The 14,714-nt window shown below is 67.8% G+C and carries 13 protein-coding genes; 9 read left to right on the top strand and 4 right to left on the bottom strand.

Features of this window, described 5'->3' with window-relative positions; genetic code table 11:
- The first annotated feature begins 139 nt into the window (after nucleotides 1-139).
- The 4 genes from ACFU5M_RS15600 (at nucleotide 140) to ACFU5M_RS15585 (ending at nucleotide 4,228) form a co-directional block, all read left to right on the top strand.
- The gene (locus tag ACFU5M_RS15600) at nucleotides 140-1,168 is read left to right on the top strand and encodes a glycosyltransferase (RefSeq protein ID WP_379049169.1); all 1,029 of its coding nucleotides are present in this window, start codon (nucleotides 140-142) and stop codon (nucleotides 1,166-1,168) included.
- Nucleotides 1,169-1,428: 260 nt separating this feature from the next.
- A complete protein-coding gene (rsgA, locus tag ACFU5M_RS15595) occupies nucleotides 1,429-2,475 on the top strand; it encodes a ribosome small subunit-dependent GTPase A (RefSeq protein ID WP_379049167.1) in 1,047 nt (348 codons plus the stop codon).
- A 56-nt stretch (nucleotides 2,476-2,531) separates the two neighbouring features.
- Nucleotides 2,532-3,230 carry a hypothetical protein gene (locus tag ACFU5M_RS15590; protein WP_379049166.1) on the top strand — a complete coding sequence of 233 codons (699 nt, stop codon included), beginning with the start codon at nucleotides 2,532-2,534 and terminating at the stop codon, nucleotides 3,228-3,230.
- 146 nt (nucleotides 3,231-3,376) lie between these two features.
- On the top strand, nucleotides 3,377-4,228 hold the full coding sequence (locus tag ACFU5M_RS15585; RefSeq protein WP_379049164.1) for an SDR family oxidoreductase: 852 nt from the start codon (nucleotides 3,377-3,379) through the stop codon (nucleotides 4,226-4,228).
- 104 nt (nucleotides 4,229-4,332) lie between these two features.
- Here the strand turns inward: ACFU5M_RS15585 and ACFU5M_RS15580 are convergent, their stop codons facing one another.
- Nucleotides 4,333-6,249 carry a glycosyltransferase gene (locus tag ACFU5M_RS15580; protein ID WP_379049236.1) on the bottom strand — a complete coding sequence of 639 codons (1,917 nt, stop codon included), beginning with the start codon at nucleotides 6,247-6,249 and terminating at the stop codon, nucleotides 4,333-4,335.
- Between the two features lie 135 nt (nucleotides 6,250-6,384).
- Nucleotides 6,385-6,921 (bottom strand): GtrA family protein, encoded by a 537-nt coding sequence (locus tag ACFU5M_RS15575; protein WP_379049162.1) that lies wholly within the window; start codon nucleotides 6,919-6,921, stop codon nucleotides 6,385-6,387.
- Nucleotides 6,922-7,068: 147 nt separating this feature from the next.
- Between ACFU5M_RS15575 and ACFU5M_RS15570 the strand changes: the two genes are divergently transcribed.
- The gene (locus tag ACFU5M_RS15570) at nucleotides 7,069-8,061 is read left to right on the top strand and encodes a glycosyltransferase (RefSeq protein ID WP_379049159.1); all 993 of its coding nucleotides are present in this window, start codon (nucleotides 7,069-7,071) and stop codon (nucleotides 8,059-8,061) included.
- Nucleotides 8,058-9,653, top strand: a complete 1,596-nt coding sequence (locus ACFU5M_RS15565; RefSeq protein WP_379049157.1) for a DUF2142 domain-containing protein — start codon at nucleotides 8,058-8,060, stop codon at nucleotides 9,651-9,653. The genes ACFU5M_RS15570 and ACFU5M_RS15565 overlap by 4 nt, the downstream gene beginning before the upstream one ends.
- Nucleotides 9,654-9,712: 59 nt before the next feature.
- Here the strand turns inward: ACFU5M_RS15565 and rfbB are convergent, their stop codons facing one another.
- The gene (gene rfbB / locus ACFU5M_RS15560) at nucleotides 9,713-10,729 is read right to left on the bottom strand and encodes a dTDP-glucose 4,6-dehydratase (RefSeq protein ID WP_379049155.1); all 1,017 of its coding nucleotides are present in this window, start codon (nucleotides 10,727-10,729) and stop codon (nucleotides 9,713-9,715) included.
- A 307-nt stretch (nucleotides 10,730-11,036) separates the two neighbouring features.
- On the opposite strand from rfbB, the gene ACFU5M_RS15555 reads away from it, so the two are divergent.
- Nucleotides 11,037-11,744 (top strand): hypothetical protein, encoded by a 708-nt coding sequence (locus ACFU5M_RS15555; RefSeq protein ID WP_379049153.1) that lies wholly within the window; start codon nucleotides 11,037-11,039, stop codon nucleotides 11,742-11,744.
- Between the two features lie 260 nt (nucleotides 11,745-12,004).
- On the opposite strand, the gene ACFU5M_RS15550 is transcribed toward ACFU5M_RS15555, so the two are convergent.
- Complete coding sequence (locus tag ACFU5M_RS15550; RefSeq protein WP_379049151.1) at nucleotides 12,005-12,994, bottom strand: alpha/beta hydrolase; 990 nt, start codon at nucleotides 12,992-12,994, stop codon at nucleotides 12,005-12,007.
- A gap of 228 nt (nucleotides 12,995-13,222) precedes the next feature.
- Here ACFU5M_RS15550 and rfbA point away from each other — a divergent pair, with 228 nt between their 5' ends.
- Both rfbA and ACFU5M_RS15540 read left to right on the top strand, forming a co-directional pair.
- On the top strand, nucleotides 13,223-14,095 hold the full coding sequence (rfbA, locus tag ACFU5M_RS15545; RefSeq protein WP_379049149.1) for a glucose-1-phosphate thymidylyltransferase RfbA: 873 nt from the start codon (nucleotides 13,223-13,225) through the stop codon (nucleotides 14,093-14,095).
- 2 nt (nucleotides 14,096-14,097) lie between these two features.
- Entirely contained in the window at nucleotides 14,098-14,649 is a 552-nt protein-coding gene (locus ACFU5M_RS15540) for a dTDP-4-dehydrorhamnose 3,5-epimerase family protein (protein ID WP_379049234.1), read from the top strand.
- The last annotated feature ends 65 nt before the right edge of the window (nucleotides 14,650-14,714 follow it).

Raw genomic sequence — 14,714 nt, 5'->3', positions numbered from 1 at the left:
AGGCCCGGAGGCGGCAGCGAAGCGTGACCACGCAGGGCCCCGCTCATGCCGACAACCGACACAGCATGAGCGGTCAGGCCCGGAGGCGGCAGCGAAGCGTGACCACGCAGGGCCCCGCTCCTGCCGGAAAGGCCGCGGCATGAGTGAGCCGACCGGGCAGGACACCCCGATCGACGAAGGGGCGCAGGCCCGGATCGGCTCCGTGCCGGAGGAGGTTGTCGATCTCGGCGACCCGGCCGCCCCGCTCGCCGCGAAATCCGCTGCGACGGGCTCGGATTCGCCGCAGCGCGTGGTGGCGGTCGTGGTCACGCACAAGCGCCGCGAACTGCTCGCCGAGTCGCTGAAAGTCGTCACCTCCCAGTCCCGGCCGGTGGATCACCTGATCGTGATCGACAACGGCAACGAGGCGGAGGTCGCCGACCTGGTGCGTGACCAGCCGGTGGAAGCCACCTATCTGGGTTCGGCGCACAATCTCGGCGGCGCGGGCGGGTTCGCGCTCGGGATGCTGCACGCGCTGAGCATCGGGGCGGACTGGGTGTGGCTCGCCGACGACGACGGCAGGCCAGAAGGCCCCGACGTGCTGTCCACCCTGCTGGACTGCGCGAATCGGCACGGCCTGGTCGAGGTATCGCCCGTGGTCTGCGACATCGATGAACCCGACCATCTCGCTTTCCCGCTGCGCCGCGGCGTGGTCTGGCGCAGGCTGCGCTCGGAACTCGGCGACGAGGATTTCCTGCCCGGCATCGCCTCGCTGTTCAACGGCGCGCTGATCTCCGCACAGGCGGTCGATGTGATCGGCGTGCCGGACCTGCGCCTGTTCGTGCGCGGTGACGAGGTCGAGGTGCATCGCAGGCTGGTGCGCTCCGGGCTGCCGTTCGGCACCTGCCTGCAGACGGCGTACCTGCATCCCAACGGCGCGGCCGAGTTCAAGCCGATCCTCGGCGGCCGGATGCACACGCAGTACCCGGACGATCCGGTGAAGCGCTACTTCACCTATCGCAACCGCGGCTACCTGATGTCCCAGCCGGGCATGCGGAAACTGCTTCCCCAGGAATGGATTCGCTTCTCCTGGTTCTTCCTGGTCACCCGGCGCGACCCCGCCGGCCTGCGCGAATGGTTCCACCTTCGCTCCCTCGGCCGCCACGAGCAGTTCGGCAAACCCGACTGATCGGCCGCGGGTCGTACGCGCGGTCATGCGACCGGCGTGCCGATCCACGGAGGCGGAAATTCGGTTGTGCGGGGCGAGGGCCGGGTGCGAGAGTAGGTCGACTGCGAGAGCGGAAGGAGGTGTGGACCGTGACGAGGAACGTGCGGATTGTCGTGTCCGAGCGAGCCGACCTCAGTCGCGCCGCCACACGAGACTCCACCTCACTCTCCGCTCGCTGAACCCTGGTCGGGTTCGGCGCCCGACGAAGGATTCCTTCCACCATGGTCGACCACGACCTTCTCGTCCCTTACGGCTGGACCGAAGCCGTTTCCACCCGGTACGCCTCGCTGATCGAAGAAGGCTGTGTGCCCGCGCGAGTGATCCGCATGGATCGCAGTGAGTGCGATGTGGCCACGCCGGACGGGCTCGCCCGCGCCCGCTGCCCGCGCTCGGATTCCGAAGTCAGCGGACTGTGCACCGGTGATTGGGTGACCGTCGACGCCACGTCGGCCGTGCGGCGATTGCTGCCGCGCCGATCGGCGATCGTGCGGTCGTCGGTATCCGGCCGGTCGCAGGGCCAAGTGCTCGCCGCCAATGTCGACACCGTCCTGATCTGCACCGCCGCCGACGGCGATGTGGACCTCGGTCGCATCGAACGCTTGCTCGCGCTGGCCTGGGAGAGCAACGCCCAGCCCATCGTGCTGCTCACCAAGGCAGACGCGGCCGACGACCTCCCGCTCGACGAGGTCCGCGCCGTCGCGCCGGGCGCTGCCGTGCTCGAGGTGAGCGCGAGCACCGGCCTCGGCCTCGATGTGCTCACCGCGATGCTGGACGGCACCGTCGCGCTGCTCGGCCCCTCCGGTGCTGGGAAGTCGACCCTCGCCAACGCGCTGCTCGGCGCGGAGATCTTCGCCACCAACGCGGTCCGCGACGCGGACAAGAAGGGCAGGCACACCACGGTGCACCGGGAACTGCGCCCGCTGCCCGGCGGCGGCACCCTAATCGATACGCCAGGGCTGCGCGGCGTCGGGCTGTGGGACGCCACCGATGGCATCCAGAAAACCTTCAGTGACCTCGAATCCTTCGCCGCCCAGTGCCGTTTCGGCGATTGCGCCCACCGCGGCGAACCGGGGTGCGCGGTGCGGGAGGCGATCGACAACGGCGAACTGACCCAGCGCAGGCTCGACAGCTACAACAAGTTGGCGCGAGAGAACGAGTGGATGCAGGCGCGCACCGACAAACGGCTGCAAGCCGAGCGCGAGCGAGCCTGGCGGGACATCACCAAGCAGCATCGCAAGATGTTCCGGGAGAAGAACTCGCGACGCTGACCGAGCGGGGGCACGGTAGGGTGCCCCTCGCATCGTTCGCTATCTGGGAGGGATAGATGAGTCAACCCGGCGGGTACCCGCCACACGGCCAGCAGCCCGGTTCATGGCCTGGGCAGCCGGCGTTCGGTCAGCAGCCACCCGTCGGTCAGCAGCCGCCGCAGGCGCCCGCGCAGTACGCGCCGCCTCCGGGGCAGCATCCGAGTCAACCGCATCTCGCCCAGCCGCAGGCGGGTCAGCCGTCGTACGGGCAGCCTCAATTCGGCCAGCCCGCACCGCAATACGGGCAGCCGTACGGCCAGCCGCAGCAGTTCGGGCAGCAACCGTACGGGCAGCCGCAGCAGTTCGCTCCGCAGCAGGGCTACGGCCAACCCGCCGATCCGCCGGGCATCACGATCGATGCCTCGTACTCGGTCTGGACGTTCCTGCTCGCGCTGACCAAGCCGAAGATCCTGGTCAACGGCCAGCGGGTGCCCAACACCCGCTGGGGCGCGAACCACATCCCGGTGGGGCCGGGCCAGTACCACGTCCGGGTCGCCACCCCGTGGTTGTTCGACATGGGTCCGGCGAACGTCACCGTGCCGATCGCCGAGGGACAAGCCACGCGGTTCTACTACAAGCCTCCGGTTGTGATCTTCCTCAACGGCGCGATCGGACCGGTTCCGCAGAAGGCGCCGGGCATGCTGTTCCTGTACATCGTCTGGGCACTGGTCGGATTGATGTTCCTGCTGAATATCCTGCTCATCGCCACGATCTGATCCGCGGGTAGAGGGCACCGGCACGCTGGTGCCCTCTCTTCGCACACCCTATGCAACTGGTTGCATATCGGCGGGGTCTACGCTTAGTCTGCAAGCGCGTACAGCCGTGGGCCGGTGCCAGCGGCGGAAACGAAGGAGCAGGTCAGATGACGAATTCGGGATCAAAGCCGCTGGCGGGCCGGACGATGATCATGTCCGGCGGCAGCCGCGGCATCGGGCTGGAGATCGCCAAGCGGGCCGCGGCGGACGGCGCCAACGTCACCCTGATCGCGAAGACCGACCAGCCGCATCCGAAACTGCCCGGCACGATCCACACCGCCGCCGCGGAACTCGAGGCGGCGGGCGGGCAGGTACTGCCGTTCGTGGGCGACGTCCGCATCGACGAGTCCGTGGCCGAGGCGGTGCGCCGGACGGTCGAGCGCTTCGGCGGCATCGACATCGTGGTGAACAACGCCTCGGCGATCGACCTGTCCCCCACAGACGCGCTGCCGATGAAGAAGTACGACCTGATGCAGGACATCAACTGCCGGGGCAGCTTCCTGCTGTCCAAGCTGAGCATCCCGCATCTGCGCGAATCGGCGAAGGCCGGGCGCAACCCGCACATCCTCACCCTGTCTCCGCCGCTGAACCTGGACCCCAAATGGGCGGGCGCGTCGCTGGGCTACACCATTGCCAAGTACGGCATGTCGCTCACCACGCTGGGGCTGGCCGAGGAACTCAAGGGCGACGGCATCGGCGTCAACTCGCTGTGGCCGCGCACCACGATCGCGACCGCCGCGGTGAAGAACCTGCTCGGCGGCGAGGAGATGGTCTCCACCTCGCGCACCCCGGACATCTACGCCGACGCCGCCTACCTGGTGCTCACCTCGCCCGGCAAAGAGACCAGCGGCAACTTCTTCATCGATGACGAAATTCTGGCCGCCCACGGCATCACCGATCTGGACAAGTACCGCGTCACCCCCGGCGACGGCGAACTGACCACCGACCTGTTTCTCTGACTCGTCGGCTGCCGTAGCGAGAACGCTTACGCGGCAACCGGTTCAGTGGAGGCTGCCGGGCACCCCCGAGGCCGATCGCGGCTTCGGGGGCACCCGGGCTCGACCTACGTGCGGGACGAGACGGGCCCTTCGATCCCGTACAGCCGCTCCCAGTTCTCGCGGCTGGTCAGTTCCGGCATGGCGGCGCGGTACTGCGCCTGCAAGGCGGGCAGTTCCCGGCGCAGCCGACGCAGCACACGCACCATCCGGCGCAGCAGCCCGAGCGCGCGGGCCTTGTCGCGCCTGCGCACCCGGACGCCGGACTGCGAGGCATCGGTGACCACCACGTGGTCGAACAGCGAGACATGCCACCAGTAGGCGTCTTCCCTGGTGACGCCGATGATGCCGTGCTGGGTACGGCCGAGCCACTGATTGATCGCGCGCTTGATCAGCACCAGCAGCACGCGACTGGGTTCGCCACTCGCACGGCGCAATTGGATGTCGGCCGAGCGGACCGGCGGCGTCGCGGCCGGGTGCTTGATCGTCTCGGCGTATTCGGCACGGCTCGTGCGCGCGGCGGCCAGCGCTTCGATACCGCCGTCGCGCAACACCTTCGGGCCCTTCAAGAAGTCTTCGATGCCCTGCAAGGTGGTGTGCACCAGGCCGTATTGCATCGCGACCAACTGCTCGGACATCTCCCGGAACAGCTTGCGGCTGATCTCCTTACCGTCCAGCTCCGTATGCATCGAGCCGACGATCAGCGAGTTGCGGGTGCTGAAGTAACGCGCCCAATCGTCGTAGTCCTTCCAGTAGAAGTCCGCGTGCCAGACCGCGGCATTGGGCAACGTGACGGTGACGAAACCGTGCTCGCGCGCCCGGACGCCGTATTCCACGTCGTCCCACTGGAAGAAGATCGGGATCGGCAGCCCGATCTTCGCGACCACCTCGGCCGGGATCAGGCAGGTCCACCAGGCGTTGTAGCCCGCGTCGACGCGGCGCTCCTGGTTCTTCTTCAACATGCTGGTGTTGCGCAGCGCCTTCGACACCTTCTGGCCGTGCCGCAGCCGGTTCAGGTGCACCTCCTCCGCGCCGACGTTGAGATAGTCGGGGTTGAGCAGGAACAGCATCTGCGCGCCGACCAAGGTGGGCTCGACCGTCAGGTTGGCGAACGCGTTCAGCCGCAGCACCGTCTCCGGTTCACACAGGATGTCGTCGTCCATCAGGATGACGTCGGCGTGCTCGTTGACCGCGGACACCTCGTAGAGCCCGCGGGTGAAGCCGCCCGCGCCGCCGAGGTTCGGCTGGCGCAGGTAGCGCAGCTTCTCACCGAGCACCGGCGCGACCTCGTGGTAGCGCGGCCGGTTCTCGACCAGATCGGTGCCCTGGTCGACGACGTACACCGCGTCGATCGCGTCGATCACGGTGGGATCGGAGGCCAGCGCCGCGACCGTCTCCGCGCAGTCCTCGGCACGGTTGAAGGTGCAGATCGCGATGGCGACCGGGCGCACACGCTCCGGCGCGACGGCGGTCCAGCTCAGCTCGGCGATGCCGAGCGCGCCGCCGATGGCGTCGAACTCCAGCCACAGCGCACCGCCGTCGACGTACTGGTCGAGCGGGGCGGTCAGCGTGACCGAACCGCTCGCGTCGACCCGGGCGGTGTCGATGATCCTGCGGTGACCCGCGATGTCGGAGGCCACCAGTCGGATCTTCGCTTTGGCGACCACGTCGAGCACCACGGTGGCCCGCACTTCGGTGACCGTGGTCCAGCGCTGCCAGTAGCTGGCGGCGAACCGGCCGAAGTAGGTGTTCGTGTGCGCGGTCGCGCCCTTGTCCAATCGCAGGGTCTGGCGTTCCCGGTGCGCGCCGCCCTTCACGACGGCATACAGCTCGTCGCTCACCTTCGCCGACGGACCGGTGAAGATGCCGCGCTGGAGCACGAGCCGGTCCGGCGCCCGATGGTCGGCGCGCAGCGCGGCAGGCGCCTCAGCGGCCGTCGAGCGATCGTTTGTTTCGGTAACGGCCTCGATAGCCGACTGATCCATGAAATCCTCGAAATTTCTCATTGTGCCGGACGGGACAGACACGCCCCTCGATGCCTTCACGGCGGGGGTGAGGATATCAACCGCCCTGTGCGCTTGCCCGCCGTACAGCCATGCCGACGTGTACTCGAACCATTGCTAAACGTTCGCCGATTCGTTGTCGGTAGCGCCGCTCGTACCCGCCCGCGCCCCGGTGAAGACCCATTTGTCGTAAGCCCAGAACCGGAACACCACGGCCACGATCTGCCCGATCAACGTACCGGAGATGTTGTCCGACAGCGGACTGGACAGGTCGAGCACGTAGCGGGAGAAGCCGAGACAGCCCAGTTGCAGGCCGATCGCGACCACGTTGAACACGGCGTACAGGAGGTACTCGCGTCCGGGGTTGTCGGTTTGCTTGTGCGCGAAAGTCCACCATTTGTTGCCGAAATAGGTCACCACCGTCGCCACCGCGATCGCGATGATCTTGGCCGGAAGCGGGTAGTGATACAGCACGCCCTCGCCGCCCCAGAAGACCAGGAGGTTGTACGTGCCCGCGTCCACCAGGAAGCCGATCGCGCCGACCACCAGGAAAGCCCCGCCTCTGCGCAGCGCGGTGAGCACCTTGCGAACGACCGTTCCGGTCTCCGGCGTCACTGGCTGGCCCGCGGGTGCGGTGGACTCACTGGATGGCACGGCCCGACGGTACCGCAGGCTCGGCGAACCGCCCGCGACGGGAAAAACAGCTCCCGCGCACGGTGAGGTCGGCCACGCACAAGCTGTGAGTTCCCTGTACCCTCCCCGTGTTCCCACATTCACCACCGATCGCGAGGATTGACCCGGGTGGACTCCACCGAGCTTCGTATTGCCGCCGTGGTTCCGTGTCACAACGAAGAGGCTTCGGTCGCCAAGGTCGTGGCCGATCTGCAGGCCGCCGTGCCGGGGATCGTCGTCTACGTCTACGACAATCTGAGCACGGACTCCACCGCCGAACGCGCCCGCGAGGCCGGAGCGATCGTGCGGCACGAGCACACCAAGGGCAAGGGCAATGTGGTGCGCCGCGCCTTCGCCGACATCGAGGCCGATGTGTACCTGATGGTCGACGGCGACGACACCTACGAGGCGTCGGCCGCGCCGATGATGATCAAGACGCTGCTGGAAGGCCCCTACGACCACGTGCTCGGCGTGCGCAAGCAGGACGAGGGCGCCTCGGCCTACCGCACGGGCCACGAGACCGGCAACAAGGTGCTCAACGGCGTGGTCGGGAAGGTGTTCGGCGAGAACGTCGAGGACATGCTCTCCGGCTTCCGGGTGTTCTCCCGCCGTTTCGTGAAGAGCTTCCCCGCGGTGTCCCGGGAGTTCGAGATCGAGACCGAGCTCACCGTGCATTCCCTGCACCTGCGAGTGCCGCAGACCGCCGTGCCGGTCGGCTTCCGCGATCGTCCGGCGGGTAGCGAGAGCAAGCTGCGCACCTATCACGACGGGTTCAAGATCCTCGCCCTGATCATCGGGCTGGCCCGGCACGAGCGGCCGGTCGCGTTCTACGGCCTGTTCGGCACGCTGGCCTGGCTGGTCTCGATCATCCTCACCATTCCGATCATCGTCGAGTTCTACAACACCCACACGGTGCCGCGGTTCCCGACACTGTTCCTCGGCTTCACCCTGCTGCTGCTCGGCAGCCTCGCCTGGACCGCAGGCGTCATCCTCGACGGCATCCGGCGCTCCCGCCACGAGGCCGCGCGCCTGGTCTACCTGCGTTACACCGCGGTGGGCGCGGACGACCCGCGGATCACCGGCGACGGCGCCGCCACCCGTGCCGGCGGAGCAGGGCGTTGACGACCTCCACGGATCCGACCGCCTCGCCGGACAAGAATCTGGACGAGCCGACCGACACCGCGCCGCTACCCGCGACCGACACCGCGCCGCTCCCGGCGGTGAGCGCCGACGCGGCGACCGCGCCCGGCACGGATCGGTCCGCACAGGGTTTCGCGGGCCGCGTGGTGACCCGGCTCGGCGGGGCGACCATCGCCTTCACCCTGCTGGCGACGATCTTCGGTGCGCTGTTCACCGTCCTCACCCCGCCGTTCTGGGGGCATGACGAGATCACCCAGTTCGGCCGCGCCTACCAGGTCGCGCACGGCGGCTTCCTGCCCCAGAAGATCCACGACGATCGCGGCATCGCCTACGGCGGCGACATCCCGTCCAGCATCACCGTGCTGATGGGCTACGCGCTGCAGGACTACACCACCAACCCGGAGGAGCCGGATCCGATGGTGGGCGATCCGGCCCGCTACGACCGGTTGACGGGCGCCGCGGTGTCGGACGCCACCGAACCGGTCTGGTTCACCAACACCGCCGCTTACTCGCCGGTCCCCTACATTCCCGCCGCCATCGGCATCCGCCTCGGCGAACTCTTCGGGCTCGACGTGGGCGGCCTGCTCCTGCTCACCCGCCTGGCCGGACTGGTGGCCTACCTCACGGTGGTCGGATTCGGCCTGTACGCCTTGCGCGCGCACCGGGTGCAGTGGCTGGCGTTCACCGTCGCCGTGCTGCCGATCGCGGTGTTCCAGGCGGGTACGGTCACCGCCGACACCATGACCAACGCGCTGGCCATCCTGGTCTCCGCGCTCCTGGTGAAAGCCTTGTTCCTCGGCGAGCGACTGGGCCGGGTGGAGATCGGCGCGCTGCTGGCCGCGACGATCTTGCTGCCGGTGAGCAAGCCCACCTATGTGCTGCTCGCGCTGCTGGTCGCCCTGGTGCCCGCCGACCGCTTCGGGTTCAGCGGCCTGCGTCGCTGGATCCCGTGGGTCTTCGCCGCGCTCGGCGCGCTCGCCTTCGCGGTGTGGATGAAGATCGCGGCGCCGACCGGCGACGGCATGGGCCTGATGCGGCCGCCGCACCAGTGGCACTCGGTGCGTCCCGGCGATCAGCTCAGCGCCATCCTGCGCGATCCACCGGAGTTCGTGCACGTGTTCGGCGAGAGCATCGCGCTGCGCGACCAGCGCTGGTTCAGCCAGTTCTTCGGCGAACTCGGCTTCGCCTACGTCGACGTGCCCGCCCTCTCGATGCTGGCCTGTCTGCTGGCCTTCGCGGTGAGCCTCGGCGTCGCCGAACGGATGACCGCCCCGGCCTTCCGGCGCACCCTGATCGTCGCGCTCACCATGGCCGCCAGCGTCGCGATGATCTACGTGACGCTCTACATGTCGTTCACGCCGGTCGGCTACTACATCGTCGACGGCGTGCAAGGCCGCTATTTCGTGCCGCTGGCGATCGTGACGCTCGCGGTACTGCTGCGCTGGATGCCGCTGCGGCTCACCGATTCGGCGGGGAAGACTCCGACGGTGGGCCCGGCCGTCACCGTGCTGGTGGCTTCCAGTGTGGCGCTGATCGCCGCGGCGGCGAAGTACTACACCATCGTCTGGGGCTGAGCGGTAACGGAATTCGATCACGGCGCCCCGGGGCTGGTCCCTTGGGCGCCGTTGCCGTTTCAGTCACCCGTCGAGCTGAGCGTCCGCTCCCCCGCTGCGGCGTAGGCCTGCTCGGTGGCGACCTTGTATGGGCGCCACCAGGATTCGTTGTCCCGGTACCACCGGATGGTCGCCGCCAGGCCGGCGCGGAAGTCCGCGTAACGGGGCGTCCAACCGAGTTCGGAACGCAGCAACGTCGCGTCGATCGCGTAGCGCTGGTCGTGGCCGGGCCGGTCGGTGACGTGGTCGAAATCGCCGGGGTCACGGCCGAACTCCGCGAGGATCATCCGCACCACGGACTTGTTGTCGAGTTGGCCGTCGGCGCCGATCAGGTAGGTCTGCCCGATCCGGCCGCGGCGCAGGATCTCCCACACGGCGCGATTGTGGTCGTCGACGTGAATCCAGTCGCGCACCTGGTGCCCCGCCCCATAGAGCCGGGGGCGCACCCCATCGATCAAGTTGGTGATCTGACGCGGGATGAATTTCTCCACGTGCTGGTAGGGCCCGTAGTTGTTGCTGCAATTGGAGATGGTGGCGCGCACGCCGAACGAGCGGGTCCACGCGCGCACCAGCAGATCACTGGAGGCCTTGGTGGCCGAGTACGGGCTGGACGGGTTGTACGGCGTGGTCTCGGTGAAGGCCGGGTCGTCCGGGGCCAGGTCGCCGTAGACCTCGTCGGTCGACACGTGGTGGTAGCGCACGTCGTGCCTGCGCACGGCCTGCAGCAGGGCATAGGTGCCCACGATGTTGGTCTGCACGAACGGCCACGGCTCGGCGAGGGAGTTGTCGTTGTGCGACTCCGCGGCGAAGTGCACCACCGCGTCGACGCCGCTGACCAGTTCGTCGACCAGGTCGAGGTCGGCGATGTCACCGTGTACGAAGTCGATGCGGTCGGCCACCGGGTCGAGCGAGGCCCGGTTCCCGGCGTAGGTCAAGGCGTCGAGGACGACGACGGTCGCATCCGGATGGTCGGACACGGTCTGGTGGACGAAGTTCGCGCCGATGAACCCGGCGCCGCCGGTGACGAGCAATCGCACCCCATGACTGTACGTGGGACCGCGCGGCACCGGCGACGGACTCGAAATCCGGTGCGGCCGAGGGGCACTCCATGTTTTCAATCTGTGACGTTCGCCACATTGACTTCCCAGCGACTGGAACTTTCAGATTGTTTTATCCCGAAAAAGCCCGGTCAGCGCCCACATTTCCGAGACCCCACCAACCCGCAAGTCTCGACGGTGAACAAAATTTGAATAAACAGTCACAACGGGTTCACCACGCGTTAGCTGGTCTAGATTTTGCTCATCTAGTCCCCTCCGAACGTTTCAATCGAAGGTTCCAAACAAAATGCTGATGAGGAAATTCGCCGCGACGTCGGCACTGCTGATCGCCGCTCTCGGCATCACCGCCGGCACCGTGAACGCGGCTCCGGCCCCCGAGGCCGATGGCGCGGTGAACTTCACCGCCCACGCGACCGACACCCAGTCCATCATCACGACCGACGCCGGCTCCATGGTCGTCGAAGATGGCACATTCAAGGTCAAGGCCGCCAACGGTGATGTGCTCACCGGCATGCCGCTGACCTTCCGGGTGGACGACTTCGAGTTCCCGATCGCTGCCGAGATCGCGGACCGTACCGCCACCCTGACCCCGCAGTTCGACATGGCGCACGCGACCTACAAGCCGGTCGCCCTCCCGTTCGAGGACAAGGCGCCGTGGAAGACCGAGTACGACCGTGAGACGGCCGCCTTCAACCGCATGAAGGACACCATCTCGACCGGCGCCACCATCGGCACCCTGGTCGGTGGCCTCAGCGGCGCCGCAGTCGGCTGCGTGCTCGGCGGCATCGCCGGCGCCACCGTCGCCACGGCGGCCATCGTCGGCCTGTTCGGCGCGTTCATCCCGGCCGCCGCCATCGGCTGCCTCGGCGGCATCATCGCCGTCGGCGCCCTCGGCACCCTCGCGGGCCAGCTGCTGGTCACCGCTCCGGTCGCGATCGGTGCTGCGATCCAGTACTTCACCACCATCAACCAGCCGTTCAACGCGCCGAAGTAATTCGCGTCCGAACGTACAACTGAAAACGAAGCCGAGCCCCGCCCGCGCGATGCGTGGACGGGGCTCGGCTTTTGCAGACACAAGCCAGAAGATGAACAGATGCTGAACAAAAAGAAAAATCGACAGGCAGACCGAACCATCAAGGACCGATAACTTCGATTTCACACCGAAGGCAGTCGGCACGGTTCAGCGCCCGGACAGGACGCGAGCCCCGTCCCGCCTGAACTGCGGGGCGAGGCTCGCCTCGAAAGGCCGGGCGGTCAAGCCGTCCGTGCCTGTTGGTCGTCCTCGATGCGGGCCCGCACGAACCGCGAGACCCGCGCAAGCGCCGCCCTGCTCTCCGGCAGACCCGGCGCGATGCTCATGAAGGCGTGCACCTGGCCGCGCCACAATTCCAGCGCGTTCGGCACGCCCGCCGCGGTGAGCCGCTGTGCCATCAATTCGGAGTCGAAGCGCAGCACCTCGTCCTCGGCGGCGATCAGCAGCACGGGTGGGAGCGCGGACAGCACCGCGTTGACCGGCGACAGACCCGGATCGAGCGACCCGTCGATCTCGGCGCCGATGCGCACCACCGCTTCCAGCGCCGACAGCGGGATATACGGATCCCGCGTGACGTTCACATAGTCGCGCTTCGCCCCGTAGTCCAGGTCGAGCAGTGGGCTCAGGCCGACCAACCCGGCCGGCGCGGGCAGGCCCGACTCCAGGGCCAGCAGTGCGGTCGCGAACGTGAGGTAGCCACCCGCCGAGTCGCCCGCGAAGATGATCCGCGCCGGATCCGCGCCGTGGCGCAGCAGCCAGCGGTAGGCGCCCAGGCAGTCGCGCACCGAGTCGGTGATCCGCGTGCCGGGCAGTTGGCGGTACTCGACGTTGATCACGGGCAGGCCGGTGCGGCGGGCCAGGCTCGCCGCGATCGGGCGGTGGCTACGGGTATTGCAGATCGCGAAGCCGCCGCCGTGCATGTAGAGCACCGCGCCGTGGCGCAGCGCGCGCGACGCACCGGCCGGGCGGATGATCTCCAGGCGGATACCGTGCAGCGACACCTGCTCCCGATCGATACCCTGTGGCCGAGGACGCAACCGCGCGAGCCCGTTCACGGTGGCTGCGCCGAAGGGAATGGTCGTCCTGGTGACCGGGAAGGTTCGCAGCACCGGCCGGACCACGCCCATACAGGTGGCCAGCAGCAGCCGCGATTGCGCGCTGGGGCCCTCCGGATTCATCACCACGCCCGGCTCGCCGTCTCTGGTCGCCATCGCGCACCTACCTCACAACTGGTGCGCCGATTCACGACCGGACCGAGGTCGCCCAGGCGAGCTGTCGGCGCTGACATCTCACGCAGTGTCTTTCCAGAACACCATGCGCATCGTGACCTACGCAACAGAATCGCTCGATCGGCACCGCGGCGAAACGGTCGTGACCGAATCGAGGACTACTCGGAACCTCACCGAATCCCGGCGTCGTGAAACTGGCAGACTCCATGCATGCGCGGAATCATCTTGGCGGGCGGCACCGGCTCCCGGTTGCACCCGATCACGCGCGGGGTGAGCAAGCAGCTGGTCCCGGTCTACGACAAACCCATGGTCTACTACCCCCTTTCCACGCTGATGCTCGCGGGGATCAGGGACATCCTGGTGATCACGACACCCGAGGACGCCGCGGCGTTCCGGCGGCTGCTCGGCGACGGCACACAGTTCGGCCTGTCGCTCAGCTACGTGGTCCAGCCCGAGCCGGACGGCCTGGCCAGGGCCTTCGTCCTCGGCGCCGACCACATCGGTACCGACTGCGCCGCACTGGTGCTCGGCGACAACATCTTTCACGGCCCCGGCCTCGGCACCGGTCTCAATCGCTTCCACCGGATCGACGGCGGCGCGGTGTTCGCCTACTGGGTCTCCGACCCCACCGCCTACGGCGTGGTGGAGTTCACCGAGGGACGCGCGGTGTCGATCGAGGAAAAGCCCAAGACTCCGCGGTCGAACTATGCCATTCCGGGGCTGTACTTCTACGACAACGACGTGGTGGAGATCGCCCGGTCGCTGCGTCCCTCCGCTCGCGGCGAATACGAGATCACCGACATCAATCGCGCCTACCTGGAACAGGATCGCCTCAGCGTGGACGTACTCGCCCGCGGCACCGCATGGCTGGACACCGGCACCTTCGATTCCCTGCTGGACGCGGCCAATTACGTGCGCACCATCGAAGAGCGGCAGGGCCTCAAGATCGGCGTCCCCGAAGAGGTGGCCTGGCGGATGGGCTTCATCGATGACGAACAGCTGTGCAGGCTGGCCGAACCGATGGTCCGCTCCGGTTACGGCCGCTACCTGCTGGATCTGCTCGAACGCGGACGGGACTGGTGAGCGTGGAGTTCCGGGAGCTCACGGTGCCGGGCGCATGGGTGGTCACACCGCGCCAGCACGGCGACGGTCGCGGCATGTTCCTCGAGGGCTTCAAGGCCTCGGAGTTCGAGAAGGCGACCGGACGGCCGTTCGACCTGCGGCAGGTGAACTGCTCGGTGTCGGCGGCCGGGGTGCTGCGCGGCATCCACTACACCGAGGACCCGCCGGGCCAGGCCAAGTACGTGACCTGTGTGCGGGGCGCGTTCCTCGACGTGGTCGTCGACCTGCGCCCAGGCTCGCCGACCTACGGGCGCTGGGACAGCGTGCTGCTCGACGACGTCGACCGGCGCTCGGTGTTCCTGTCCGAAGGGCTCGGCCACGCGATCCTTTCGCTGGAGGACGGATCGACCGTCACCTACCTGTGCTCACTGGAGTACCAGCCCGAGTTCGATCACGACCTCGATGCGTTCGATCCGACGCTCGGCATCGAATGGCCGCGCGTGGGGCGGGACGGTAGCGAACTCACCTTCGTCCGTTCCGCGAAAGACACTGCCGCCCCGCCCTTCTCCTCCTGATCCGTACAAGCGCGTCCCGATATACCCCGTGCACGTGCCGAGCAAAGCGGGCCGTGCAAAGGCGA

The sequence above is a fragment of the Nocardia sp. NPDC057455 genome (assembly GCF_042802775.1).
Lineage (GTDB): Bacteria > Actinomycetota > Actinomycetes > Mycobacteriales > Mycobacteriaceae > Nocardia.
The sequence above is the reverse complement of the archived record's forward strand: the minus strand, read 5'-3'. Positions and strand labels throughout refer to the sequence as shown.

Bases quoted from the DNA above. Each gene is read 5' to 3' on its own strand.
- ACFU5M_RS15600 (WP_379049169.1), top strand. From the start codon at position 140: ATGAGTGAGCCGACCGGGCAGGACACCCCGATCGACGAAGGGGCGCAG.
- rsgA (WP_379049167.1), top strand. From the start codon at position 1,429: ATGGTCGACCACGACCTTCTCGTCCCTTACGGCTGGACCGAAGCCGTT.
- ACFU5M_RS15590 (WP_379049166.1), top strand. From the start codon at position 2,532: ATGAGTCAACCCGGCGGGTACCCGCCACACGGCCAGCAGCCCGGTTCA.
- ACFU5M_RS15585 (WP_379049164.1), top strand. From the start codon at position 3,377: ATGACGAATTCGGGATCAAAGCCGCTGGCGGGCCGGACGATGATCATG.
- ACFU5M_RS15580 (WP_379049236.1), bottom strand. From the start codon at position 6,249: ATGGATCAGTCGGCTATCGAGGCCGTTACCGAAACAAACGATCGCTCG.
- ACFU5M_RS15555 (WP_379049153.1), top strand. From the start codon at position 11,037: ATGCTGATGAGGAAATTCGCCGCGACGTCGGCACTGCTGATCGCCGCT.
- ACFU5M_RS15550 (WP_379049151.1), bottom strand. From the start codon at position 12,994: ATGGCGACCAGAGACGGCGAGCCGGGCGTGGTGATGAATCCGGAGGGC.
- rfbA (WP_379049149.1), top strand. From the start codon at position 13,223: ATGCGCGGAATCATCTTGGCGGGCGGCACCGGCTCCCGGTTGCACCCG.